This is a genomic window from Pseudomonas sp. PGPR40 (assembly GCF_022014505.1).
Classification (GTDB): domain Bacteria; phylum Pseudomonadota; class Gammaproteobacteria; order Pseudomonadales; family Pseudomonadaceae; genus Aquipseudomonas.
This window is the reverse complement of sequence record NZ_JAKLSP010000026.1, coordinates 44,566-68,340: the sequence shown is the minus strand read 5'-3', so window position 1 is coordinate 68,340 and position 23,775 is coordinate 44,566. Positions and strand designations below refer to the sequence as shown.

Below are 23,775 nucleotides of genomic sequence, written 5' to 3'. Positions count from 1 at the left end.
AAGGAGAAGCTTGCATGAGTCTGCAAGGTAAAGTTGCACTGGTCACCGGTGCCAGCCGTGGTATCGGCCAGGCTATCGCTCTGGAATTGGGTCGTCAGGGTGCCATTGTTGTCGGCACCGCGACTTCCGCTTCGGGGGCTGAGCGTATCGCTGCGACCCTGAAAGAAAATGGTATTCAGGGCACTGGCCTGGAACTCAATGTCACCAGCGACGAGTCCGTAGCGGCCGTGCTGGCGAGCATTCAGGAGCAATTCGGTGCGCCGGCGATCCTGGTCAATAATGCCGGTATCACCCGCGATAACCTGATGATGCGCATGAAAGATGACGAGTGGCATGACGTCGTCGATACCAACCTGAACAGTCTGTTCCGTCTGTCCAAAGGCGTTTTGCGCGGCATGACCAAAGCCCGTTGGGGACGAATTATCAGTATTGGCTCGGTTGTGGGTGCCATGGGCAACGCAGGCCAAGTAAACTACGCTGCCGCCAAGGCCGGTCTGGAAGGTTTCAGCCGTGCACTGGCGCGTGAAGTCGGTTCGCGTTCGATTACGGTAAACTCGGTGGCCCCTGGGTTCATTGACACCGATATGACCCGTGAACTGCCCGAGGCGCAGCGTGAAGCCTTGCAGACGCAGATTCCGCTGGGTCGTCTGGGGCAAGCTCAAGAGATCGCGTCTGTGGTCGCTTTTCTTGCATCCGACGGTGCGGCTTACGTTACTGGGGCTACAATCCCGGTGAACGGCGGGATGTACATGAGTTAAATGTGACGGATTGCTTCAAAAAAATGTCATACGAGCTGTCTAAAATCCGTTATAAAGCTGCAATCTATTTATAGACAGAGGGTCGCCGGGTTTGAGGAGTGAAGCTTTCAGTTGAAAAACTGAAAAGTCTTTCTATACACTTACCCACCGGCCAGCTGCCTGAATTTGTCCATTAGGAGTGAAAACAAGGTATGAGCACCATCGAAGAGCGCGTCAAGAAAATCGTTGCCGAGCAACTGGGCGTTAAAGAAGAAGAAGTGGTCAACACTGCTTCCTTCGTTGAAGACTTGGGTGCCGACTCCCTTGACACCGTTGAGCTGGTGATGGCTCTGGAAGAGGAATTCGAGACCGAAATCCCTGACGAAGAAGCTGAGAAGATCACTACTGTACAAGCAGCAATCGACTACGTTACCAGCCATCAGGCGTAATAGTTTTTAGTCGTCGCTCGCTGTCATGGAAAAACCGCACTGCCATCATGGCGTGCGGTTTTTTCTTTAGGCCTGATGCAAAGTCGTCATTTGAAAAAGGAGAGTGCTGTGTCGCGTAGACGCGTCGTAGTCACCGGTATGGGTATGTTGTCGCCACTGGGCACGGATGTGCCGAGCAGCTGGCAGGGCATTCTGGCTGGCCGCAGTGGCATTGGTCTGATCGAACACACCGACCTTTCTGCCTATTCCACCCGTTTTGGCGGCTCGGTAAAGGGCTTCAATGTCGAGGAATACCTGTCGGTCAAGGAAGCTCGCAAACTCGACCTGTTCATTCAATACGGTCTGGCTGCAGGTTTTCAAGCCGTGCGTAACGCAGGCCTTGAGGTTACCGACGCCAATCGCGAGCGCATCGGCGTGGCCATGGGGTCGGGTATTGGCGGTCTGACCAATATCGAAGACACCAGCCGCACGCTGCATGATTCCGGCCCACGACGGATTTCTCCGTTTTTCGTGCCTGGCTCGATCATCAATATGATTTCCGGTTTCCTGTCCATCCATCTGGGGGCACAGGGACCTAACTACGCTATCGCCACGGCGTGTACCACCGGTACGCACTGCATCGGCATGGCGGCACGCAACATCATGTACGACGAAGCCGACGTCATGATCGCCGGTGGTGCCGAGATGGCCGCGTGTGGTCTGGGCATGGGCGGCTTCGGTGCCTCCCGCGCACTGTCGACCCGCAACGACGAGCCTGCCCGCGCCAGCCGTCCATGGGACAAAGGCCGTGATGGCTTCGTGCTGTCCGACGGCGCCGGCGCACTGGTTCTCGAAGAACTGGAACACGCCAAGGCCCGTGGTGCGACCATCTACGCCGAGCTGATCGGTTTCGGCACCAGTGGCGATGCTTATCACATGACCTCGCCACCGGCCGATGGCGCGGGTGCTGCGCGTTGCATCACCAATGCCTTGCGCGATGCGAAGATCAATAGCGATCAGGTTCAGTACATCAACGCCCATGGCACCTCCACCTCGGCTGGCGACCTCGCCGAAGCCTGTGCGATCAAGTCCGTGTTCGGCGATCACGCCTACAAGCTGGCGGTCAGTTCGACCAAATCCATGACCGGTCACCTGTTGGGTGCGGCAGGTGCGGTCGAGGCGATTTTCAGTGTGCTGGCAATCAACAGCCAGGTAGCCCCACCGACCATCAACCTCGATGAGCCGGACGAAGGTTGCGACCTCGATTTCGTACCCCACGCCGCGCGCGGCATGGATATCGATGTGGTGCTGTCCAACTCCTTCGGATTTGGCGGTACCAATGGCTCGCTGGTGTTCCGCCGGTTCGCTGACTGATGGACAGCTGGGTCGACGGTCAACCGGCTGACGCTTTGTCGCTGAAGGATCGCGGCCTGGCTTACGGTGATGGTCTGTTCGAGACCATCGCAGTCAAGGGCGGGCAGCCACTGTTGCTGGACCGACATCTGTCGCGTCTGGCCGACGGATGTTCGCGCCTGGCAATTGCCACCGATCATGAATTGATCCGCGCGGAATTGCTGGCCTATGCTGCCGCGTTGGGCGAGGGCGTGCTCAAACTTATCCTTACCCGTGGCGACAGCCAACGCGGTTACGCTGTCGATCCCTCGGTTCAGGCTCGACGCATTCTGCAAGGCAATCCTCCTGCTGCTTATCCGGCTGTTCATGCGGAGCAAGGTGTTCGCCTGTTTCCTTGTGCGACACGGCTTTCCAAACAGCCATTGCTCGCCGGTCTCAAGCATCTGAATCGTCTGGAGCAGGTCATCGCCCGTTCCGAATGGCAGGACACCGAGCATGCCGAAGGTCTGATGCTGGATCAGGTCGGACGGGTGATCGAAGGCGTGTTCAGCAATCTGTTCCTGGTGCGCGATGGTGTGCTGGTTACGGCCGATCTCAAACGCTGTGGCGTGGCGGGCGTGATGCGTGCTGAATTATTGTTTCGAGCCGAGTCATTGGGGATTTCCACGCAAATCACCGATATCACCCTCGAGCAGCTGCAATGGGCTGACGAGGTCTTTGTCTGCAACAGCGTGTATGGCGTTTGGCCGGTGCGCGCCTATGCCGCACTGAGCTGGCCGGTTGGGCCGCTCACCCGTAAACTCCAAACCATTGCTCGTGCGCTACTGGATGCTTGATTCGTGAGACGTAAATTCTTGCTGCTGCTGGAAACCGGATTGGTTCTGGCGGGGCTGTTGGCAGGCGCTTGCGCCTGGAAAATCGATTCGGCGCTGGAACAGCCGCTGAACATCGCCCAGGAAGAGCTGTTGGAGGTGCCCAAAGGCACTACGCCAAACCGCACTTTCCTTCGACTTGAAGCCGATGGTGTCATCAAGGACGCTTTCTGGCTGCGCGTGTATTGGCGCTTCAATCTGGCGGGGCAACCGCTGCACAGCGGCGAATACCGCATGGTGCCCGGTATGACAGTCAACGGACTGATCGATCTGTGGAAACGCGGAGAAATGGTGCAGTACAGCCTGACGCTGGTCGAAGGCTGGAATTTCCATCAGGTTCGCGCGGCCCTGGCCAAGGATGAAAAACTCGAGCAGACCCTCAACGGTCTGAGCGACAGCCAAGTGATGGACAAGCTCGGGCACAGCGGGATTTTCCCCGAAGGGCGATTCTTCCCCGACACGTATCGTTTCGTGCGCGGCATGAGCGACGTCGATCTGCTCAAGAAAGCTTACGACCGCCTCGATGAGGTTCTCGCCAAGGAATGGAACCAGCGCGCTGCCGACGTCCCTTACACCGAACCCTATCAGGCCTTGATCATGGCCTCGCTGGTGGAAAAGGAAACCGGTGTGCCGCAGGAACGTCGGCAGATCGCCGGCGTGTTCGTGCGGCGCATGGAGATGGGCATGCTGTTGCAGACCGATCCGACCGTGATTTATGGTCTGGGTGATCGTTACAACGGCAAGTTGACCCGCGCTCATCTCAGGGAGCCGACACCGTATAACACTTACATGATTGCTGGCCTGCCGCCGACGCCGATTGCGATGGTGGGGCGCGAAGCGATCCATGCGGCGCTGAACCCGGCGGACGGCAACAGCCTGTATTTTGTCGCGCGCGGTGATGGCAGTCATGTGTTCTCCGATGATCTGGATGCCCACAACAATGCGGTGCGGGAGTTCCAGATCAATCGACGTGCCGATTACCGGTCCAGCCCTGCGCCGACTGTTACGCCGTCGACGGAGGATACCCAGGCCCCGATCCCGGCAGCTTCGCCCAATATGGCGCCCGAAGATTTGCCTCCGGTAGCGCCGCAAGATTCCGTGCAAGACTCTGTACAGGAGCCGGCACAAGAACCGGCACAAGACTCTGCACAAGAGCCGGCGCCAGCACCCGAAGCGGATGCGCCCGCGCCGCAAAGCCCGCAATGACTCTGACTAAGGACTGCCTGTGACTGGCTTGTTTATTACCCTGGAAGGCCCGGAGGGTGCCGGCAAGAGCACCAATCGCGAATACCTGGCCGAGCGTCTGCGCGCTGCCGGGATCGAGGTGGTGTTGACCCGGGAGCCCGGCGGCACGCCCCTGGCTGAGCGGATTCGCGACGTGCTGTTGGCGCCGGTCGATGAGGTCATGAACCCCGATACCGAGTTGCTGTTGGTGTTCGCGGCGCGAGCCCAGCATCTGGCCGAGGTGATCCGCCCGGCGCTGGCCCGTGGCGCGGTGGTCCTGTGTGATCGTTTTACCGATTCGACCTATGCCTATCAGGGCGGTGGTCGCGGTTTGTCGCTGGAGCGCATCGCGGTCCTCGAAACATTCGTCCAGGGCGATCTGCGCCCCGACTTGACGTTGATCTTCGATCTGCCGGTGGAAGTGGGCCTGGCTCGCGCCAGTGCCCGCGGTCGGCTGGACCGCTTCGAGCTTGAAGGCCGAGCGTTTTTCGATGCGGTGCGCACTGCCTTCCTCGAGCGTGCCAAAGCGGACCCTGCGCGTTATGTCCTGGTAGATGCGGCTCAGCCGCTGGCGCAGGTTCAGCAGTCTCTGGATGTCTTATTGCCACGTCTGCTGGAGTTGAGTCGTGGCTGAAGCCTATCCGTGGCAGGACAGTCTTTGGCAGCAATTGGCCGGACGTGCCCGGCACGCTCACGCCTATTTGCTACATGGCCCGGCCGGCATCGGCAAGCGTGCGCTGGCCGAGCGTCTGATGGCCCGTTTGTTGTGCCAGCGCCCGACCGCCGAGGGCGCCTGCGGTGAGTGCAAATCCTGCTTGTTGCTGAAGGCTGGCAGTCATCCCGACAACTACATCCTGGAGCCGGAAGAGGCAGACAAGGCGATCAAGGTCGATCAGGTGCGTGATCTGGTCAGCTTCGTGGTTCAGACCGCGCAGATGGGCGGGCGCAAAGTGGTGCTGATCGAGCCAGTCGAATCGATGAACATCAACGCCGCCAACGCTTTGCTGAAAAGCCTTGAAGAACCCTCCGGCGATACCGTTTTGCTGTTGGTCAGCCACCAGACCAGCCGGTTGCTGCCAACCATCAAGAGCCGTTGCGTGCAACAGGCCTGTCCATTGCCAAGCGAAGCCATGAGTCTGGCCTGGCTGGCCAGCGCCTTGCCGGACTGCTCGGAAGAAGAGCGCATTGAACTGCTGACCCTTGCCGCCGGTTCGCCATTGGCCGCGGTCAAATTGCAGGCCCAGGGCGTGCGTGAACAGCGGGCGCTGGTGGTTGAAGGCGTGAAGAAGCTGCTCAAGCAGCAGCAGTCGCCGACGCAACTGGCCGAGGAGTGGAAAACCATTCCCATGTTGCTGCTATTCGACTGGTTCTGCGACTGGTCGAGCCTGATCCTGCGTTATCAATTGACTCAGGATGAAGCGGGGCTGGGGCTGCCAGACATGCGTAAGGTGATTCAATACCTGGCGCAGAAATCCGCACAGGACAAAGTCCTGAATATCCAGGACTGGATTCTCGCCCAGCGCCAGAAAGTGATGAGCAAAGCCAACCTCAATCCGGCGTTGCTGCTGGAGGCGCTGTTGGTGCAATGGGTGTCCTTGCCTACCCAGAAGTGACTTTCTAGGCCTAGACTCTGATCATCAGACAGTGGAGGTCAGCATGAACGAACCCATCAGTCCGGGGCCGCGCAATGGCATTTTGTCCTTGACCATCAAGGACAGGGCCGTGCTTTATGCGGCCTACATGCCGTTCATCAAGAACGGTGGCCTGTTCATTCCGACCAACAAAAGCTACAGGTTGGGTGATGAGGTCTTCATGTTGCTGCACCTGATGGATGAACCGGAAAAGATTCCGGTCGCCGGCAAGGTCACCTGGATCACCCCCAAAGGTGCTCAGGGCAATCGCGCCGCCGGGGTTGGCGTGCAGTTCAACGAAGGCGACAACACCGCGCGCAGTCGAATCGAAACCCATCTGGCCGGAGCGCTGAAGTCCGACCGTCCCACTCATACGATGTAAGTTGCAGCCTTTTATGCTCGTAGATTCCCATTGTCACCTTGATCGCCTCGACCTCACCGCCCACGACGGTTCCCTGGACGCCGCACTCGATGCGGCCCGTGAGCGCGGGGTAGGGCACTTTCTGTGTATTGGCGTCAGCGCCGAGAACGCCGCCGACGTCAAAGCCCTGGCCGAACGTTACGACGATGTCGACTGTTCGGTCGGCGTGCATCCACTCGATGTACAGCCGGGTGCTGCTCCGGCGCTGGATTGGCTGTTGCGCGAACTCAATCATCCACGGGTGGTGGCGATTGGTGAAACCGGCCTGGATTACCATTACGAGCCAGAAGCGGCTGCGTTGCAGCAGGAGTCATTCCGTCTGCACCTACAAGCGGCGGGGCAGACCGGCAAACCGGTGATCATCCATACCCGTGGCGCGCGGGCCGATACCCTGGAGCTGCTGCGCGAAGCAGCACTGCCTCAGGCGGGTGTGCTGCATTGTTTCACCGAAGACTGGGAGATGGCCAAGGCTGCGCTGGACATGGGGTATTACATTTCCTTGTCCGGTATTGTCACTTTTCGCAATGCCGATGCCCTGCGGGATGTGGCCAGCAAGGTACCGGCTGACCGGTTGCTGGTGGAAACCGACTCGCCGTACCTGGCGCCGATCCCTTATCGCGGCAAACCGAACCTGCCGCAGTACGTGCGTGAGGTAGCGGAATTTCTGGCAATGTTGCGAGGTGAGTCCTACGAGCGATTTGCCGAGCAGACCACCGAGAATTTCAAGCGTTTGTTCCCGTTGGCGCACGTCAGGACATCGGTGTAACGTTAAAAAGATCGCAGCCTAGCGGGGGGCTGGCCGCTGAATCGCAGGCAAAAAAAACCCGGGTTCTGGGGGGTGAATCCGGGTTAAGACCATTAGGAGTAAAACAAAGGCACGCAATCCTTTGGCACCTTCATCGGCGCGACACTTGGGGGAGATGCCTCGCCGACAGTTGAAGTATTGATCAGTATTGCGCCGAGTCCAGTTTAGCTGGTCGGGTTTTTAAACAAATTTGGAATACGTACGCTTCGGTTGAGTTCTCATTCACCTGCGAGAGTGTGCGAATTCATCAAGAAACATATATATGGTCGGATGATCCGTGCATTTTGGCGTAAGTTAGGCATAATACGCGGCTTCGAATTTTGACCCCTACAGACCTTTTCTTATGCATAAAGAACCTCGTAAGGTCCGTGAGTTTCGTCGCCGCGAGCAAGAAATTCTCGATACCGCGCTCAAGCTGTTCCTCGAACAAGGTGAAGACAGTGTCACCGTCGAGATGATTGCTGATGCCGTCGGTATCGGCAAAGGCACGATCTACAAGCACTTCAAATCCAAGGCGGAGATCTATCTGCGACTGATGCTCGATTACGAGCGCGATTTGAACGAGCTGTTGCATTCGGCCGATGTCGATAAGGACAAGGAAGCCCTGTCCCGGGCCTACTTCGAATTCCGCATGCGTGATCCGCAACGCTATCGGTTGTTCGATCGCCTGGAAGAAAAGGTGGTCAAGGGCAACCAGGTGCCGGAGATGGTCGAGGAGCTGCACAAGATCCGCGCCTCGAACTTCGAGCGCCTGACCCTGCTGATCAAGGGCCGGATCAGCGAAGGCAAACTCGAAGACGTGCCGCCATACTTCCATTACTGCGCAGCCTGGGCGCTGGTGCACGGCGCCGTGGCGCTGTATCACTCGCCGTTCTGGAGCAACGTGCTGGAAGATCAGGAAGGTTTCTTCCAGTTTTTGATGGACATCGGCGTGCGCATGGGCAACAAGCGCAAACGTGATACCGACACGCCGAGCAACTGAACCCGACAGTTGCCTTGTTGCGCCATGATTTAGCTACATGGCGCAGTACCGCAGGAATATACTCAGGCATAGGGCTTGCTAAAACTTGATTTGTGAGTCAAGTTTTGCGCGTTCGAATCTTCTTTCGCCGGAGTGATCATGATCGTTGACCGTCAAGGCAGGCGTTTTCGCAATTTGCGGATCAGTCTGACCTCAGCCTGCAACTACGCTTGTACCTATTGCGTGCCCAACGGCAAGCGGCTGGTGGCTGCGCAGGATGAGTTGTCGGCGCAGGCGATGGCACGCGGCGTGGCCTATCTGATCGAGGCCGCGGGCATCGAGCGTTTGCGCATTACCGGTGGCGAGCCACTGGTCAGCCCCAAACTCGAAGCCTTCATGACCGCCGTCGGGCAGATGGGCCTGGCGGATATCAGCCTGACCACCAATGGTCAGTTGCTGGCGAAGAAGTTGCCATTGCTGGTAGACGCCGGCATTCGGCGCATCAACGTTTCCCTCGATACCCTGGATGCCAGTGCTTTTCGCAGCATTGCGCGCGGCGGTGATCTGGCGACCGTCCTCGACGGCATGGACCAGGCCGCAGCGGCTGGCATGAAGATCAAGGTCAATATGGTGCCACTGCGTGGGCAGAACCTCGATCAGGTAATGCCACTGCTCGACTACTGCCTGGAACGCGGCTACGAGTTGCGCTTCATCGAGTTGATGCGCATGGGCCACCTGGCCAGCGACTCCAATGCCTTCCTGCAACAGTTCGTCAGCCTCCAGCAGTTGCTGAGCCTGATCGGCGAACGCTACGAGTACCTTCAGGCCGATGCGCCGGTCGATGCCACGGCGGTGCGTTACCAGATTCCGGGGCTGGGCCACTTCGGCGTGATCGCCAACGAAAGCGTTCCGTTTTGCCGCACCTGTTCGCGTCTACGCTTGTCGTCCACGGGTTGGTTGCATGGCTGCCTGTCGTCGAGCAATCGTCACTATGTCGGCGACTTGCTGGACAAACCTCGTCACCAGGCACTGCCGGCGTTGCAGCGACTGTTGGTCAAAGCGCTGGGAGACAAACAGGAAGTGGCGTTCTCCGGTGGCGCGACCATCATGAAGATTATCGGCGGCTGATCGGGCCTCTTCGCGGGCAAGCCTCGCTCCTACAGGTCATACACAAGACCGAGGCTTGCCTGCGAAAGCTATCTTCCGGTCCCCCAAAAATCACCTGACACGCCTTGTCACATCGAGCTGGCGCAAAAGCTGCATTCCACGGCCATTCGCCGGTTTTCCGTCACCGGCCTCTGGAGGGTAGGATGCGTAGCCTGGTTTTGCTGCTGGCCGTTTTGGCGCTTGGTGGCTGCATGAATGTCAGCGAAATGGCTGAAGGAACCCGCTACCACATGAGCGATGCGGGGCTGCTGGACCATAGCGACAGCCGTCGCGTGAATAACTTGCGCATTCAACCGGACTCGTTCATCTACATCGCCCAAGGCGTTTTCGCACCGCCGGGCAGTGCCTACCCGCGACCTAACGTGGTGGCCGAAGAGGCCTTCAACGGCTTTATCGAATATTTCCCGATGGTCCGCCGCGCCCGCGCCCCGGCAGGTCTCGACGCTGCCATGGGTGAAGCCCGTGCCGCCGGCGCTCATTACCTGCTCTACACGCGTTTCGCCAAGGCTGACGACCGCATCGGCAACTCGGACGAATGGCTCGACCAGGAACAGGTGGATCGCCTCGGCATCGACAATGGCGTGATTCAGATCATGTTGATCGAGACCAGCACCCAGTATTTGATTGATACTGCACGTATCAAGAGTCGTGGCGGTTTACTGACGTTCCACGACAACAAGCCAGAAGACTTGTTGGGCCCGCCGCTGGAGCAATACGCTCGTAACCTGCTGGGGCTCAGCGACCGGTAATTCAAAGGAGAACGCCATGAGTGGCCCGCAAAAAGCCAACGACCTGTTGGGGCAAATCCCCAAAACCAAAGGCTTGCCGCCGGTCCACTTGTGGAACCCCGACTTCTGCGGCGACATCGACATGCGCATCGCCCGCGATGGCACCTGGTATTATCTGGGCACGCCGATCGGGCGCAAGCCGATGGTCAAGCTGTTCTCCACCATCATTCGCCGCGATGGCGATGATTACTTTCTGATTACCCCGGTCGAAAAGGTTGGCATCAGGGTCGACGACGCGCCGTTCGTGGCGATTGCTGTGGAAGTCGAAGGCGAGGGTGAAGATCAGGTCTTGCGCTTTACCACTAATGTCGATGAAACGGCCGATGCCGGCGCCGAGCATCCTATGCGTGTGGTGATCGATCCGGTTACTCAAGAGCCCGCGCCCTACGTCCATGTACGCACCAACCTTGAAGCGCTGATTCACCGCAATGTGTTCTACCAACTGGTGGAGCTGGCGGTGAGTCATGAAGTCGACGGGCAGCGTTGGTTGGGCGTGTGGAGCGGTGGCGAATTCTTCCCTATCGGGCTTGAGCCTTAACGCGCTGTCTTTCTGTGCTGTGGAAAAAAACGGCCCGTTATTTCAGCGGGCCGTTTTTTTGGGGTTTATAAACCCTTGCTCTTGAGTCGCTCAGCATGTTCCAGGTAGAGCCTGACCGGGCTCACGTTCCAGCTGTCGACTCCGGCTATCTGATTGACTGCATCAAAGTGGTCCATCGGGTAATCCGAGCGGATCACTTTGCCCAAGTGCGAGCTGTAGCGGCCAACCAGCCCATCGTTGGCGTTTTCCTCTTTATAAAACAGCTTCGATAGCACGATACAGTTCAAATGACTCGGGTCGAGTGGCTGCAGGCTTTGGAAGTTCTGCACGATCCCGCTCCAGGAGTAGTAATACACGCCGTTTTCAATTTCGTTGCCTTCCCCGCCCCAAACCTTTGGCACCCCTTGTGGGTACTTGCGATTGAAGGCAGCCAATCCCTCGCTCGTCAGCGATTCGAAAGCCGCTTCAGCATCAATCGGGTTTTCCGGATGGCCGCTGATCAATGAAATGAAGGTGCCGACTGCGCCCAGCAGAGCCAGTACGAACGCTTCGGGCAACTCTCCGGGCGTCAGCGCTTTATGCAGTTGGTCAGCAATCTCGGAGCCATGATTGGGGCAACTGACCGAAGTGACCGACGCGACTTTTTCCGGGTGCAGGGCTGCTACGTAACGTGCGGCAAGAGGGCCTTGGCTATGGCCGATCAGATTGACCTTGGCCGCTCCGGTTTCCAGCAAAATGCGGTTGACGTGTTCGAGCAGTTTTTCACCGCGTTCCTCATTCCCGTTGACGGTTGGAATATTGACGGCAAATACCTGAGCGCCAGCACGTTCCAGGGCTTCCTCGATTTCGAAGAAGTAGGGATAACCGGCGATTTTATCGAAGCCGAAAAGTCCGTGAACCAACACAATGGGGTATTTCGTAGACGCATCCATGTCCATGTTCATACCTGGCGATAGCGGATTTGAAGGAGAGCAGATCGATCTGCTGGGCTAACCGTAGTTTACAAAGTGGATGGGATCAAAGCGCTTCGACCAGTATTCGGACGAACAGCCATGTCTGTTTGGCAGAGCATCTAAAAATCCAATTGACACCCAATCATATGATGATTAGCGTGGACACCCATCGCGAACGGCTTTGTGTCGTTTGTTTTTTTTATCACCGGTCGACGAGGTGCCCATGTCCAGCAGTTTTCATGCGTCGACGGTCGACTGGCTGGGGTGCTGGATTGCTACCGGCCAGGTAAAACCCGGCGAAACCATCAAGGTCGAAGCCGATTTGGGCGAGCAGCTCGGTGTCAGTCGTACAGTCATCCGCGAAGCCATCAAAACCCTGGTGGCCAAAGGCATGCTTGAAGTCGGGCCGAAGGTCGGCACACGTGTATTGCCGGTGCGGCGCTGGAATCTCTTCGATCCGCAAGTCGTCGGCTGGCTGTCGCGCAGCGGCTTGCCGGAAAACTTCGTCGACGACTTGCTCGATCTGCGCCGCACCATCGAACCCATGGCGGTGCGCTGGGCTTGTGAGCGGGCGACGGTGGAACAAGTGCAAGCCGTGCTCCAGGCCTATAACGCGCTGGAACGGGCAGTGGACAGCGGCGTCGATTACAACCGCGCCGACCAGTTTTTCCACGAGTGCATCCTCGCCGCGAGCCACAATCAATTCATCGAACAAATGGTCCCGGCCCTCGGCGCGTTGCTGGCAGTGTCTTTCGAAGTGTCTGCCGCCGACCCGGACGAACTGCGCCGAACCTTGCCAATCCACAAAGACATGGCCAACGCCATCGCCGCCCGGGATTCCGCGCGGGGGGTGTGGGCCTGCATGACCCTGATCGATAACGCAGACCTGGCGATCAAACGCTTCTACCCCCAAGTCATGGCCGACAAAAAGGCCAGCTAACAATAAAGAACCCCTTGTGGGAGCGGGCTTGCTCGCGAAGGCGATGTGTCAGGCGACAGAGATGGTGAATGTCACGGCCTCTTCGCGAGCAAGCCCGCTCCCGCATAAAAGCAATAAAAAGGAGATTTCATGACGTGGACTGCGGTTACCGGACACCGTGCGCGACTCGGCGAAAGCCCGTTCTGGGACGCTCCGACCCAGGCGCTGTATTGGGTAGATATCGCCGGTAAACAAGCGCTCAGGCTGATCGGCGCCAATGTGCAAATCTGGCAGATGCCGGAGCACGTGTCCGCGTTCATTCCCTGCGAAAGCGGCGATGCCCTGGTGACATTGAGCAGTGGGGTTTATCGGCTGGATCTGGATTCCCCAGGCCTGGAACCTCGACTGACCTTGTTCTGTGTCGCCGATCCACAACCCGGCAATCGCGCCAATGAAGCTCGCTGCGATGCCCAAGGCCGGCTCTGGCTAGGCACCCTGCAAAACAACATCGGTGAGCAGGGCGAAGATTTGCCCGTCGTGCGCCGCTCGGGAGGCCTGTTTCGCATCGACCGCGATGCTCGGGTCACGCCGCTGCTTCGAGGATTAGGCATCCCCAACACGTTGCTGTGGAGCGACGACGGCACAACCCTGTATTTCGCCGACAGCCTCGACAAAACGCTGTATCGGCATTTCATCCATACCGACGGCACCCTGGACACCGGCCATGTCTGGTTTGGCCCCCACGAACGTGGCGGCCCCGACGGCTCGGCGATGGATGCCGAGGGCTATATATGGAATGCCCGTTGGGATGGCAGTTGTCTGCTCAGGCTGACCCCGGAAGGTCATGTAGATCGGGTGATCGAATTACCGGTTAGCCGTCCCACCAGTTGTGTATTCGGTGGCGAAGACTTCAAAACCCTGTACATCACCAGCGCCGCAAGCCCGCTCGATCATCCACTGGATGGCGCGCTGTTATCGGTTCGAGTGGATGTGCCAGGAAAAGCCTGTCAGCGGTTTGCCGGATAAATCCCTAAATATGGGATGTAAAATTATATATTGAGATTATTTGGCGGCCGGGTTTATAGTCGGCCCCATCAGTTACACGCACTCACACTTAAAAAAACAAAACAGGTGAAGTGATGCAGCGATATTCCACCGCACTCCCTTACGGAGTCAGTGCTTCAGGCCGCCTCGGCGCCCGGGTGTTTTCGCGCCTGCCTGACCATTCCCAAAAGCTTTTTGACCGGACATCGACAGATGTCCGGTTTTCGTCGTGCCTTCAAACAGGAGCGTTGATCCATGGCTGAACCTCTGTCCTTGCCGCCGGTGCCCGAACCACCGAAGGGTGAGCGCCTGAAAAACAAAGTCGTGCTGCTGACCGGCGCGGCTCAGGGAATCGGCGAGGCGATTGTCGCGACCTTTGCCTCTCAGCAGGCCAAGCTGATCATCAGTGATATCCAGGCCGAGAAAGTTGAAAAAGTCGCGGCGCATTGGCGTGAACAAGGCGCGGATATCGTAGCGATCAAGGCCGACGTATCGCGCCAGCACGACCTGCACGCCATGGCCGAATTGGCCATCGAACTTCACGGCCGGATCGACGTTTTGGTGAATTGCGCCGGGGTCAATGTGTTCCGCGACCCGTTGCAAATGACCGAAGAAGACTGGCATCGCTGTTTCGCCATCGACCTGGACGGCGCCTGGTATGGCTGTAAAGCCGTGTTGCCGCACATGATCGAGCAGGGCATCGGCAGCATCATCAACATCGCCTCGACCCATTCCACTCACATCATTCCCGGCTGCTTCCCGTACCCGGTGGCCAAACATGGCTTGCTCGGGCTGACCCGCGCCTTGGGTATCGAATACGCGCCCAAAGGCATTCGCGTCAACGCCATCGCGCCGGGCTACATCGAAACCCAACTGAACGTCGATTACTGGAACGGTTTTGCCGACCCCCATGCTGAACGTCAGCGGGCCTTCGACCTGCATCCACCGCGGCGCATCGGCCAGCCGATTGAAGTGGCGATGACTGCCGTGTTTTTGGCCAGCGATGAAGCGCCGTTCATCAACGCTTCGTGCATCACCATCGATGGTGGTCGCTCGGTGATGTACCACGACTGAATAACTCGGATTTCAGGCGCGAAACTACGCCTGAAATACAATCATCATACGATATGACTATTGGCTGCATGCTTTGAAGGCTTTCAAATAACGCTCAAAAAAAATAACAAGGAGTCAGCTTATGAAACGTCGTCGTGGGATCCGTTCCCTGTGCTGTGCCGCTTTGGCGGTTACCGCGGTCAGCCTGAGCAGTACGTTGCTGGCGGCCGAGGAAGTGAAGATCGGTTTTCTGGTCAAGCAAGCGGAAGAACCCTGGTTCCAGACCGAATGGGCCTTCGCCGAAAAGGCCGGCAAGGACAAGGGCTTCACTGTCATCAAGATCGCGGTGCCTGACGGTGAGAAAACCCTCTCGGCCATCGACAGCCTGGCGGCCAACGGCGCCAAGGGCTTCGTGATTTGCCCGCCGGACGTATCCCTCGGCCCGGCAATCATGGCCAAGGCCAAGCTCAACGGTTTGAAAGTGATCGCCGTCGATGACCGTTTCGTCGATGCCGGCGGCAAGTTCATGGAGAACGTGCCGTACCTCGGCATGGCCGCCTTCGAAGTCGGCCAGAAGCAGGGCGCCGCCATGGCCGCCGAAGCGAAAAAACGCGGTTGGGACTGGAAAGACACCTACGCGGTGATCAACACCTACAACGAACTCGATACCGGCAAAAAACGCACCGACGGTTCTGTCAAAGCGCTGGAAGACGCCGGTATGCCGAAAGACCACATCCTCTTCTCGGCACTGAAAACCCTCGACGTACCGGGCAGCATGGACGCCACCAACTCGGCTTTGGTGAAGCTGCCGGGCACGGCGAAAAACCTGATCATCGGCGGCATGAACGACAACACCGTGCTGGGCGGCGTGCGGGCCACCGAGAGTGCCGGTTTCGCCGCGGCCAACGTGATCGGCATCGGCATCAACGGCACCGATGCCATCGGCGAATTGAAGAAACCCAACAGCGGTTTCTTCGGCTCGATGCTGCCGAGCCCGCACATCGAGGGCTACAACACCGCGAGCATGATGTACGAGTGGGTCACCACCGGCAAAGAACCGCCGAAATACACCGCGATGGACGACGTTACGCTGATCACGCGCGACAACTTCAAGCAGGAACTGGAAAAAATCGGCCTGTGGAACTGAGGCGCGGTTGATTTCATCGGCAGCCCTGGCGACGGGGCTGCCTGACCGGTGTGATGAGGTGGGTTTATGCACGCGCAAGTACAAACACATGAACAGAGTATCGGCGGCAGCCTGCGCTTCAACGGGATCGGCAAGACCTTTCCCGGGGTGAAGGCGCTGGACGGCATCAGCTTCGTCGCCCATCCGGGGCAGGTTCACGCCTTGATGGGCGAGAACGGCGCCGGTAAATCCACGCTGCTGAAAATCCTCGGCGGTGCTTACACGCCGAGCAGCGGTGATCTGCAGATCGGCGAGCAGACGAGGGTCTTCAAGTCCACCGCCGACAGCATTGGCAGCGGGGTCGCGGTGATCCATCAGGAGCTGCACCTGGTGCCGGAAATGACCGTCGCCGAGAACCTGTTTCTCGGCCATCTGCCGGCGAGTTTCGGCCTGATCAATCGCGGCGTTTTGCGGCAACAGGCATTGGCCTGCCTTAAAGGCCTGGCCGATGAAATCGACCCGCAAGAGAAAGTCGGACGCTTGTCCCTCGGCCAACGGCAACTGGTGGAAATCGCCAAGGCGTTGTCCCGTGGTGCGCATGTGATTGCGTTCGACGAACCCACCAGCAGCCTGTCGGCGCGGGAGATCGATCGCTTGATGGCGATCATCGGTCGCCTGCGCGACGAAGGCAAAGTGGTGCTTTACGTCTCCCATCGCATGGAAGAAGTGTTCCGTATCTGCAACGCGGTGACAGTGTTCAAGGACGGTCGCTTCGTGCGCACCTTCGAGGACATGAGCGCGCTGAGCCATGACCAGTTGGTGACGTGCATGGTCGGTCGTGACATTCAGGACATCTACGATTACCGCAGTCGTCCCCGCGGCGCAGTGGCACTCAAGGTCGACCGGTTGCTGGGGCCGGGCTTGCGTGAACCGGTGAGTTTCCAGGCGCACAAGGGTGAAATACTCGGGCTGTTCGGCCTGGTCGGGGCCGGGCGCACCGAACTGTTCCGGATGCTCAGCGGGCTCACGCGCAACACCGCCGGGCGCCTGGAGCTGCGCGGTCGTGAACTGAAGTTGCGTTCGCCCCGCGATGCCATCGCGGCGGGGATTTTGTTGTGCCCCGAGGACCGCAAGAAGGAAGGCATCCTGCCGCTCGCCAGCGTCGCCGAGAACATCAACATCAGCGCTCGCGGCGCCCATTCCACCTTCGGTTGCCTGTTGCGCGGCTTGTGGGAAAAGGACAATGCCGACAAGCAGATCAAGGCGCTGAAGGTGAAGACGCCCGACGCGGCGCAGAAAATCATGTACCTGTCTGGTGGCAATCAGCAGAAGGCGATTCTCGGTCGCTGGCTGTCGATGCCAATGAAAGTCCTGTTGCTCGATGAACCGACTCGCGGCATCGACATCGGCGCCAAGGCCGAGATCTACCAGATCATTCACAACCTGGCCGCCAGCGGCATTGCGGTGATCGTGGTGTCCAGCGACCTGATGGAAGTCATGGGCATTTCCGACCGCATCCTGGTGCTCTGCGAAGGCGCGATGCGCGGCGAACTGACCCGCGAACAAGCCAATGAATCCAACCTGCTGCAACTGGCTTTGCCACGCCAACGCGCTGCCGACGTGGCGAACTGAGAGGTGACTATGACCATCCAAAACAACGCTCTGCCAACCCCGCGCAAACCGCTGGACTTGCGGCGCTTTCTCGATGACTGGGTGATGCTGCTGGCGGCCGTGGGGATCTTCTTGCTGTGCACCTTGCTGATCGACAACTTCCTGTCGCCGCTGAATATGCGCGGGCTCGGTCTGGCGATTTCTACGACAGGGATTGCCGCGTGCACCATGTTGTATTGCCTGGCGTCCGGGCATTTCGACTTATCGGTGGGCTCGGTGATTGCCTGCGCCGGCGTGGTTGCGGCGGTGGTGATGCGCGACACCGACAGCGTGTTCCTCGGCGTGAGTGCGGCGCTGGTGATGGGGCTGATCGTCGGGCTGATCAATGGGATTGTGATCGCCAAGCTGCGGGTCAATGCGTTGATCACCACGCTGGCGACGATGCAGATCGTTCGTGGCCTGGCTTACATTTTTGCCAATGGCAAAGCAGTGGGGGTGTCCCAGGAGCAGTTCTTTGTCTTCGGCAACGGCCAATTGCTCGGCGTGCCGGTGCCGATTCTGATCACCATCGTTTGCTTCCTGTTTTTCGGCTGGCTGCTGAATTACACCACCTACGGTCGCAACACCATGGCCATCGGCGGCAACCAGGAAGCGGCGTTGCTGGCCGGGGTGAACGTTGACCGGACCAAGATCATCATCTTCGCCGTGCACGGTCTGATCGGCGCATTGGCCGGGGTGATTCTGGCGTCGCGCATGACGTCCGGTCAGCCGATGATTGGCCAGGGTTTCGAGCTGACAGTGATCTCGGCTTGCGTGCTCGGCGGGGTGTCGTTGAGTGGTGGCATCGGGATGATTCGGCATGTGATTGCCGGGGTGCTGATTCTGGCGATCATCGAGAATGCGATGAACTTGAAGAATATCGATACCTTTTATCAGTACGTGATTCGTGGCTCGATCTTGTTGCTGGCCGTCGTAATCGACCGACTGAAACAACGCTGATTTTCTCTGTGGGAGTGGGCTGTCACCGATCATTCCCACGCTCTGCGTGGGAATGCAGCCTGGGACGCTCCGCGTCCCAACAGCGGACGCAGAGCGTCCATTGAGGCATTCCTTTGCTGCGCATGGGAACGATCATTTGGAGGATTCTTCACCCACTTTCACAAAATATTCCTTGCTCGCCCCAACCCGTTTCAGCTATGACGGTACACCCGAGGTGTGCATGATTAGACCGGTACGAATTGACAAGAAACAACAGGTGGGCGACGAGCTCATCCGGCGCATTGAAAACGGCCTCATGGAGGACGGCATTCTATTGCCGGGCGAACATCGATTGGCTCAGGAATTCAAAGTCAGCCTAGGCACGCTGCGTGAAGCCCTGGCCGAACTGAAACGACGCCATACCCTCGTTATGCAAGGCGCGGTGGGCTCTATCGTTACTTACGATGGTGTGGTGCTCGATCAGCGCAACGGGTGGGGGCAGGCGCTGGTCGACAGCGGGGCGCTGATCAATACCGAAGTGCTGCGACTGGAAGCGGTGACCCGTCCGGACCTGCTGTCGCGTTTCGGTATCGATCAGTTCATTACCCTCGACCGTCGCCGCCGCGGCACCGATGGCACGCTGGTGTCTCTTGAGCGCTCATTGATGCCCGCCACCGGGGGCCTGGAAGGCCTGCCGCGAGTCGGTCTGATCGACGATTCCCTGACCATCACTCTGGCCGCCTACGGCTACATCGGCGAGCGCGGGGATCAGTGGATCGGCGCCGAACCTTTGAACGCCGAAGACGCTGAACTGCTCGGCCGTCCGGTCGGCACAGTATTTCTCAAAGCCTTGCGCACCACTTACGACCGGCAAGACCGATTCATGGAACAGGTCGAAAGCCTGCTCGATCCGGTGCACTTTCGTCTGCACCTGCATATTGGTGCTGCAAAAAAATGACCGCGCTCAACCGTGCCCTCGGCGCGTTCTACGGACTGGCCCTGGGCGATGCGTTGGGCATGCCGACCCAATCCTTGAGCCGTGCCGAGATCAGGGCGCGCTTTGGCGAAATCACCGATCTGCAAGACGCTGGCCCGGATCAACCGATTGCCGCGAATATGCCCAAAGGTTCGATCACTGACGATACCGAACAGGCGATCCTGATCAGTCAGTTGTTGATTGAAGGCGAAGGCCGGATCGAACCGGCAGTGTTGGCCCAACGCTTGATCGAATGGGAAGCCGGGATGCAGGCCAAGGGCTCGCAGGATTTGCTCGGCCCCTCGACCAAACGCGCAATCGAGATGATTCTCGCCGGCCACTCGCTGGAAGAGGCCGGTCGCTATGGCACCACCAATGGCGCGGCCATGCGCATCACGCCGGTGGGGATTGCGGCCGATGTTGCCGATCCCGAGCGTTTCATCCGCGCCGTGGTGCAAGCCTGTCAGGTGACCCACAACACCACGCTGGGAATTGCCAGCGCGGCGGCAGTGGCGGCGGTGGTTTCTGCCGGGATCAACGGCATGGAGCTGGGCGAGGCGTTGAACCTCGGCCAGCAGATCGCTCAGCAAGCCGAACGCCATGGCCACTGGGTCGCTGGCGGGCGTATCGCCTCGCGCATCAGTTGGGCGAAGAGCATCAGCATCGACAGCGACAAGGCGTTGCTGGCGGACGTGCTGTACGACGTGATCGGCACGTCGGTCGCCTCGCAGGAATCGGTGGTGGTGTCGTTTGCGCTGGCTCAGCAAGTGGCTATCGCAGAGATGAGCGCTTTCGAAGCGTTGTGCATGGCTGCCAGCCTGGGCGGTGATACCGACACCATCGCGGCGATGCTCGGCGCCATGCTTGGGGCTTGTCTGGGGCTTGAGAGTTGGCCGGTGGCGATGATCGAAAAGGTCAAAGCCGTTAATTCGTTGGAGTTGAAACCGTTGGTGCAAGGGCTGCTGGCTCTGCGTCGTTAAGCGAAATCCCTGTAGGAGCGAGCTTGCTCGCGAAAGCGGTTTATCTGGCGACATCAATGTTGACTGTACCGCCGCCTTCGCGGGCAAGCCCGCTCCCACAGGAATAGTACAAACCTTGAGATGCACGCCGTACCTGTGGGAGCGGGCTTGCTCGCGAAGGGCGCAACGCGCATTTGAGATTTTTCACCGCAATGGAGCGCACAGATATGGACAGGATCGCCAGAACGTTATGTCGATTTCCGAAATTGCCCATAACTAAAACAATGGCAACAGGAGCATTTTCATGACTTCATCGAATACCGGGCAAAGTGCCGGGCAATTGGAAACCCGTGGCATCGAGCCGGTGCCGGAAGGGGAGTGCAACGGTCATCCACAGCAACTGTTCTGGGTCTGGTTCGCGGCGAATATTTCCATCCTCGGCTTGCCATTGGGCGCCACGCTGGTGGCTTTTCGTGGCCTGGCGATCTGGCAGGCAATCATCGTCGCGATCCTCGGTGCCGTCGGGTCTTTCGCGGTGGTCGGGATCATCTCCATTGCCGGTCGTCGCGGTCGCGCACCGAGCCTGACGCTGTCGCGAGCAATTTTCGGGGTGCGCGGCAATATCGGCCCGACGCTGGTCTCGCTGATGTCGCGTCTGGGTTGGGAAACCGTCAACACCACCACCGCCGCATTCGTCTTGTTGTCGTTGTGCTCGATTTTGTTCGGCTCGCCGGTGGAAGCCAAAAGCGCGCCGCTACTGACCCTGATGTTCATCGCGATTTTTGTGCTGCTGACGTTGTCGGTGTCCGGCCTCGGTCATGCCACGTTGCTAGTGATCCAGAAATGGGCGACCTACGTGTTCGGTGCGTTGAACATCCTGGTCGGCGGTTTCCTCTGCGCGACCATCGACTGGAGCGCCGTATTCAACGCCACGCCAGCGCCCCTGAGCGCGATGATCATCGGCATCGGCACCATGGCCGCCGGCACCGGGATCGGTTGGGGCAACGCCGGCGCCGACATGTCGCGCTACCAGCATCGCAGTGTCAACGCCGTGCGTCTGGTGGCGTCGGCGGCTTTCGGTGCGGGGATTCCGCTGGTGCTGCTGATCACCCTCGGTGGTTTGCTGTCAGTGGGCAACAATGATCTGGCCACGGCGACTGATCCGATTGTCGCGATCCGCGACATGCTGCCGACCTGGATGGCCGTGCCGTACCTGATCACCGCGTTCGGCGGGTTGCTGCTGTCGAACAACCTGTCGGTGTACTCCGCCGGTTTGACCAGCCTGACCCTCGGCCTGAAGGTCAAGCGCGTGTATGCCGTGGTGCTCGATATCGTCGCGATCTTCGCCGGCTCGATCTACTTCATGCTGATCGCCGAGAGCTTCTACGGCCCGTTCATCACCTTCATTTCCTTGCTGGCCGTGCCGATCACGGCGTGGGTCGGGATTTTTGTGGTCGACCTGATTCACCGGCATTACTACAGCCCCAAAGACCTGCTGGACGTCAGCCCGAGCAGCGCCTACTGGTATCGCGGTGGCGTCGAGTGGCGCGCCTTTGGTGCGTGGGCGCTGGCGATTGTATTGGGCTTCAGCTTCACCACCATTGGCACTACTGAACAAGATGTCTGGTTCCGGGGCTTTCTGTCCGACTCCTGGCTGGGCCACAACGGCCTCGGCTGGATCGTGACGTTCCTGGTGGCCGGTGGCATTTACTGGATGTTCGGCGGTGCCAGGGATCGCCGCGCCGCGTTGCTCGAGAGCGCTCATGTCTAAGCTGTTGCACACCGGTCAGGTCATGATCGATCTGGTCATGGCCGTGGATAAATTGCCTCAATCGGGCGGTGACGTGCTGGCGCAATCCGCCCGTTTCGAGGCCGGCGGTGGCTTCAATGTGATGGCTGCGGCCCGGCGAAACGGGTTGCCGGTGGTTTACCTCGGGCGCCATGGCAACGGCCGTTTCGGTGATCTGGCCCGAGAGGCGATGATGGCTGAAGGCATTCGGCCAGGCATCGAACAGAGCACCGAGCGCGACACCGGACTGTGCGTCGCGCTGACCGAAGCCTCGGCCGAGCGCACGTTCATTTCCTGCATCGGTGCCGAGAGTGAATTGACTGCCGAAGATCTGGCGAGCGTGGTGGCGGAGGCGGGCGACTTTGTCTATGTCAGCGGCTATAGCCTGCTGCATGACGGCAAGGCTCAGGCGCTGGTGGATTGGGTGCTGGATTTGCCGGACGGGATCACGGTGGTATTCGATCCCGGGCCATTGGCGGATTCGCCGGACGCGCCGCTGATGAAGGCCTTGTTGCCGCGCATCGATCTGTGGACCGGTAACCGTGTCGAGGCGCTGCGGTTTACCGGGACGACGGACATTGCCGAGGCGTTGAATGGACTGGCGGATCATTTATCGGCGAACACCTTGATGGTGGTTCGCGATGGGCCACAGGGGTGCTGGATCAGCCAGTGCGGCGATCACCGGCATGTACCGGGATTCAAGGTCGTGGCGGTGGACAGCAATGGCGCGGGGGATGCTCACGCAGGCGTTTTTGTCGCCGGGTTGGCGCACGGATTATCGGCAGTCGAAGCGGCGCGGCGGGCGAATGCGGCTGCGGCGTTGGCGGTCACTCGGTGGGGGCCGGCGACCTCGCCGGGGGCGGCTGAGGTGGATGCGTTGATTCTCGAGACTTTCGGTGTCTGATCCACCGCTTTCGCGAGCAAGCCCGCTCCCACAGGGGATTTGTTAACGACACGAACCCTGTGGGAGCGGGCTTGCTCGCGAAGAGGCCCTCAAACTCACCATCAATTCAGATCTTCAACCCGCCTTGCGCAACGCCTCGATCAACTCCTGCTTGCGCATGCTCGAGCGCCCCGGAATCTTCTTCGCCCGGGCTTCTTTCATCAGGCTGTCCACCGTCTGCGTATCGCGCGAAGCCTTGCTATTGCGTGGCTTGCCTTCACGGGTGGCCACCGCACGTCGGGCTGATTCCTTGCGATCTGCAGACTTGGCGCTGGCGGGTTTCTTGCGCCCGGAGCCGCCGGCGCGTTCACCGCCACCCGACTGCTTGTTCACCGTGGCCCAGGCACGAGCTTCGGCTTCATCTTTCGATACGCCTTTGTGCTCGTAGCTTTCTTCAATGTGTTCAGCCTTGCGTTTTTGCTCGGCGGTGTATTTGTCTTTGCTTCCACGAGGCATGGGATTTCTCCTGGCTGTAGGAGCTTTCGCCAGCTCCAATAGG

General features: G+C 59.1%; 25 protein-coding genes. 23 read left to right on the top strand and 2 right to left on the bottom strand.

Translation table 11 applies throughout. From position 1 onward, the window contains the following. The first annotated feature begins 14 nt into the window (after nucleotides 1-14). The 13 genes from fabG to MEB48_RS21440 all read left to right on the top strand — a co-directional run bounded on the left by fabG (nucleotide 15) and on the right by MEB48_RS21440 (nucleotide 10,925). On the top strand, nucleotides 15-758 hold the full coding sequence (fabG, locus tag MEB48_RS21500) for a 3-oxoacyl-ACP reductase FabG (protein ID WP_007942004.1): 744 nt from the start codon (nucleotides 15-17) through the stop codon (nucleotides 756-758). A 191-nt stretch (nucleotides 759-949) separates the two neighbouring features. After that, nucleotides 950-1,186, top strand: a complete 237-nt coding sequence (gene acpP / locus MEB48_RS21495) for an acyl carrier protein (RefSeq protein ID WP_003175607.1) — start codon at nucleotides 950-952, stop codon at nucleotides 1,184-1,186. A gap of 108 nt (nucleotides 1,187-1,294) precedes the next feature. Next, nucleotides 1,295-2,539, top strand: a complete 1,245-nt coding sequence (gene fabF, locus MEB48_RS21490) for a beta-ketoacyl-ACP synthase II (RefSeq protein ID WP_237885921.1) — start codon at nucleotides 1,295-1,297, stop codon at nucleotides 2,537-2,539. After that, a complete protein-coding gene (gene pabC, locus MEB48_RS21485; protein WP_237885920.1) occupies nucleotides 2,539-3,354 on the top strand; it encodes an aminodeoxychorismate lyase in 816 nt (271 codons plus the stop codon). Before fabF ends, pabC begins: the two co-directional genes overlap by 1 nt. Before the next feature lie 3 nt (nucleotides 3,355-3,357). Continuing rightward, entirely contained in the window at nucleotides 3,358-4,596 is a 1,239-nt protein-coding gene (gene mltG, locus MEB48_RS21480; protein ID WP_237885919.1) for an endolytic transglycosylase MltG, read from the top strand. Between the two features lie 19 nt (nucleotides 4,597-4,615). Next, nucleotides 4,616-5,248: a dTMP kinase gene (tmk, locus tag MEB48_RS21475; protein ID WP_237885918.1), complete on the top strand. Its 633-nt coding sequence runs from the start codon at nucleotides 4,616-4,618 to the stop codon at nucleotides 5,246-5,248. Continuing rightward, on the top strand, nucleotides 5,241-6,227 hold the full coding sequence (locus MEB48_RS21470; RefSeq protein WP_237885917.1) for a DNA polymerase III subunit delta': 987 nt from the start codon (nucleotides 5,241-5,243) through the stop codon (nucleotides 6,225-6,227). The genes tmk and MEB48_RS21470 overlap by 8 nt, the downstream gene beginning before the upstream one ends. A gap of 43 nt (nucleotides 6,228-6,270) precedes the next feature. Then, on the top strand, nucleotides 6,271-6,627 hold the full coding sequence (locus tag MEB48_RS21465; protein ID WP_237885916.1) for a PilZ domain-containing protein: 357 nt from the start codon (nucleotides 6,271-6,273) through the stop codon (nucleotides 6,625-6,627). A 13-nt stretch (nucleotides 6,628-6,640) separates the two neighbouring features. Continuing rightward, complete coding sequence (locus MEB48_RS21460) at nucleotides 6,641-7,432, top strand: TatD family hydrolase (RefSeq protein WP_237885915.1); 792 nt, start codon at nucleotides 6,641-6,643, stop codon at nucleotides 7,430-7,432. Between the two features lie 382 nt (nucleotides 7,433-7,814). Beyond that, nucleotides 7,815-8,453 (top strand): TetR/AcrR family transcriptional regulator, encoded by a 639-nt coding sequence (locus tag MEB48_RS21455; RefSeq protein WP_007903981.1) that lies wholly within the window; start codon nucleotides 7,815-7,817, stop codon nucleotides 8,451-8,453. 138 nt (nucleotides 8,454-8,591) lie between these two features. Next, the gene (locus MEB48_RS21450) at nucleotides 8,592-9,560 is read left to right on the top strand and encodes a GTP 3',8-cyclase MoaA (protein ID WP_237885914.1); all 969 of its coding nucleotides are present in this window, start codon (nucleotides 8,592-8,594) and stop codon (nucleotides 9,558-9,560) included. Between the two features lie 182 nt (nucleotides 9,561-9,742). Beyond that, nucleotides 9,743-10,348, top strand: coding sequence for a DUF4823 domain-containing protein (locus MEB48_RS21445; RefSeq protein WP_237885913.1), 606 nt, complete (start codon nucleotides 9,743-9,745; stop codon nucleotides 10,346-10,348). A gap of 16 nt (nucleotides 10,349-10,364) precedes the next feature. After that, nucleotides 10,365-10,925 (top strand): DUF1285 domain-containing protein, encoded by a 561-nt coding sequence (locus MEB48_RS21440; protein WP_237885912.1) that lies wholly within the window; start codon nucleotides 10,365-10,367, stop codon nucleotides 10,923-10,925. Nucleotides 10,926-10,990: 65 nt separating this feature from the next. On the opposite strand, the gene MEB48_RS21435 is transcribed toward MEB48_RS21440, so the two are convergent. Continuing rightward, the gene (locus MEB48_RS21435; RefSeq protein ID WP_237885911.1) at nucleotides 10,991-11,863 is read right to left on the bottom strand and encodes an esterase/lipase family protein; all 873 of its coding nucleotides are present in this window, start codon (nucleotides 11,861-11,863) and stop codon (nucleotides 10,991-10,993) included. 238 nt (nucleotides 11,864-12,101) lie between these two features. Here MEB48_RS21435 and MEB48_RS21430 point away from each other — a divergent pair, with 238 nt between their 5' ends. From MEB48_RS21430 to MEB48_RS21385, 10 genes are all read left to right on the top strand, one after another. Continuing rightward, entirely contained in the window at nucleotides 12,102-12,818 is a 717-nt protein-coding gene (locus MEB48_RS21430; protein WP_237885910.1) for a FadR/GntR family transcriptional regulator, read from the top strand. A 129-nt stretch (nucleotides 12,819-12,947) separates the two neighbouring features. Beyond that, on the top strand, nucleotides 12,948-13,823 hold the full coding sequence (locus tag MEB48_RS21425; RefSeq protein WP_237885909.1) for an SMP-30/gluconolactonase/LRE family protein: 876 nt from the start codon (nucleotides 12,948-12,950) through the stop codon (nucleotides 13,821-13,823). 273 nt (nucleotides 13,824-14,096) lie between these two features. Beyond that, nucleotides 14,097-14,915 carry an SDR family oxidoreductase gene (locus MEB48_RS21420; RefSeq protein WP_237885908.1) on the top strand — a complete coding sequence of 273 codons (819 nt, stop codon included), beginning with the start codon at nucleotides 14,097-14,099 and terminating at the stop codon, nucleotides 14,913-14,915. A gap of 121 nt (nucleotides 14,916-15,036) precedes the next feature. Continuing rightward, nucleotides 15,037-16,041: a substrate-binding domain-containing protein gene (locus MEB48_RS21415; protein ID WP_237885907.1), complete on the top strand. Its 1,005-nt coding sequence runs from the start codon at nucleotides 15,037-15,039 to the stop codon at nucleotides 16,039-16,041. Between the two features lie 66 nt (nucleotides 16,042-16,107). Next, nucleotides 16,108-17,652, top strand: coding sequence for an L-arabinose ABC transporter ATP-binding protein AraG (gene araG, locus MEB48_RS21410; protein WP_237885906.1), 1,545 nt, complete (start codon nucleotides 16,108-16,110; stop codon nucleotides 17,650-17,652). A 9-nt stretch (nucleotides 17,653-17,661) separates the two neighbouring features. Beyond that, nucleotides 17,662-18,630: an L-arabinose ABC transporter permease AraH gene (gene araH, locus MEB48_RS21405; RefSeq protein WP_237885905.1), complete on the top strand. Its 969-nt coding sequence runs from the start codon at nucleotides 17,662-17,664 to the stop codon at nucleotides 18,628-18,630. A 220-nt stretch (nucleotides 18,631-18,850) separates the two neighbouring features. After that, a complete protein-coding gene (locus MEB48_RS21400; RefSeq protein ID WP_237885904.1) occupies nucleotides 18,851-19,567 on the top strand; it encodes a GntR family transcriptional regulator in 717 nt (238 codons plus the stop codon). Beyond that, nucleotides 19,564-20,565 (top strand): ADP-ribosylglycohydrolase family protein, encoded by a 1,002-nt coding sequence (locus MEB48_RS21395; protein ID WP_237885903.1) that lies wholly within the window; start codon nucleotides 19,564-19,566, stop codon nucleotides 20,563-20,565. Before MEB48_RS21400 ends, MEB48_RS21395 begins: the two co-directional genes overlap by 4 nt. Before the next feature lie 283 nt (nucleotides 20,566-20,848). Further along, entirely contained in the window at nucleotides 20,849-22,315 is a 1,467-nt protein-coding gene (locus tag MEB48_RS21390) for a purine-cytosine permease family protein (RefSeq protein WP_237885902.1), read from the top strand. After that, nucleotides 22,308-23,237 carry a PfkB family carbohydrate kinase gene (locus MEB48_RS21385; protein WP_237885901.1) on the top strand — a complete coding sequence of 310 codons (930 nt, stop codon included), beginning with the start codon at nucleotides 22,308-22,310 and terminating at the stop codon, nucleotides 23,235-23,237. Before MEB48_RS21390 ends, MEB48_RS21385 begins: the two co-directional genes overlap by 8 nt. A gap of 114 nt (nucleotides 23,238-23,351) precedes the next feature. On the opposite strand, the gene MEB48_RS21380 is transcribed toward MEB48_RS21385, so the two are convergent. Next, on the bottom strand, nucleotides 23,352-23,732 hold the full coding sequence (locus MEB48_RS21380; RefSeq protein WP_050683264.1) for a Rho termination factor N-terminal domain-containing protein: 381 nt from the start codon (nucleotides 23,730-23,732) through the stop codon (nucleotides 23,352-23,354). Between the last annotated feature and the right edge of the window lie 43 nt (nucleotides 23,733-23,775).

Bases quoted from the DNA above. Each gene is read 5' to 3' on its own strand.
- MEB48_RS21440 (WP_237885912.1), top strand. From the start codon at position 10,365: ATGAGTGGCCCGCAAAAAGCCAACGACCTGTTGGGGCAAATCCCCAAA.
- MEB48_RS21390 (WP_237885902.1), top strand. From the start codon at position 20,849: ATGACTTCATCGAATACCGGGCAAAGTGCCGGGCAATTGGAAACCCGT.
- MEB48_RS21415 (WP_237885907.1), top strand. From the start codon at position 15,037: ATGAAACGTCGTCGTGGGATCCGTTCCCTGTGCTGTGCCGCTTTGGCG.
- MEB48_RS21430 (WP_237885910.1), top strand. From the start codon at position 12,102: ATGTCCAGCAGTTTTCATGCGTCGACGGTCGACTGGCTGGGGTGCTGG.
- araG (WP_237885906.1), top strand. From the start codon at position 16,108: ATGCACGCGCAAGTACAAACACATGAACAGAGTATCGGCGGCAGCCTG.
- araH (WP_237885905.1), top strand. From the start codon at position 17,662: ATGACCATCCAAAACAACGCTCTGCCAACCCCGCGCAAACCGCTGGAC.
- MEB48_RS21425 (WP_237885909.1), top strand. From the start codon at position 12,948: ATGACGTGGACTGCGGTTACCGGACACCGTGCGCGACTCGGCGAAAGC.
- MEB48_RS21395 (WP_237885903.1), top strand. From the start codon at position 19,564: ATGACCGCGCTCAACCGTGCCCTCGGCGCGTTCTACGGACTGGCCCTG.
- MEB48_RS21400 (WP_237885904.1), top strand. From the start codon at position 18,851: ATGATTAGACCGGTACGAATTGACAAGAAACAACAGGTGGGCGACGAG.
- MEB48_RS21450 (WP_237885914.1), top strand. From the start codon at position 8,592: ATGATCGTTGACCGTCAAGGCAGGCGTTTTCGCAATTTGCGGATCAGT.
- MEB48_RS21380 (WP_050683264.1), bottom strand. From the start codon at position 23,732: ATGCCTCGTGGAAGCAAAGACAAATACACCGCCGAGCAAAAACGCAAG.
- MEB48_RS21445 (WP_237885913.1), top strand. From the start codon at position 9,743: ATGCGTAGCCTGGTTTTGCTGCTGGCCGTTTTGGCGCTTGGTGGCTGC.
- MEB48_RS21460 (WP_237885915.1), top strand. From the start codon at position 6,641: ATGCTCGTAGATTCCCATTGTCACCTTGATCGCCTCGACCTCACCGCC.
- MEB48_RS21385 (WP_237885901.1), top strand. From the start codon at position 22,308: ATGTCTAAGCTGTTGCACACCGGTCAGGTCATGATCGATCTGGTCATG.
- MEB48_RS21455 (WP_007903981.1), top strand. From the start codon at position 7,815: ATGCATAAAGAACCTCGTAAGGTCCGTGAGTTTCGTCGCCGCGAGCAA.
- pabC (WP_237885920.1), top strand. From the start codon at position 2,539: ATGGACAGCTGGGTCGACGGTCAACCGGCTGACGCTTTGTCGCTGAAG.
- fabG (WP_007942004.1), top strand. From the start codon at position 15: ATGAGTCTGCAAGGTAAAGTTGCACTGGTCACCGGTGCCAGCCGTGGT.
- MEB48_RS21420 (WP_237885908.1), top strand. From the start codon at position 14,097: ATGGCTGAACCTCTGTCCTTGCCGCCGGTGCCCGAACCACCGAAGGGT.
- MEB48_RS21435 (WP_237885911.1), bottom strand. From the start codon at position 11,863: ATGGACATGGATGCGTCTACGAAATACCCCATTGTGTTGGTTCACGGA.
- MEB48_RS21465 (WP_237885916.1), top strand. From the start codon at position 6,271: ATGAACGAACCCATCAGTCCGGGGCCGCGCAATGGCATTTTGTCCTTG.
- acpP (WP_003175607.1), top strand. From the start codon at position 950: ATGAGCACCATCGAAGAGCGCGTCAAGAAAATCGTTGCCGAGCAACTG.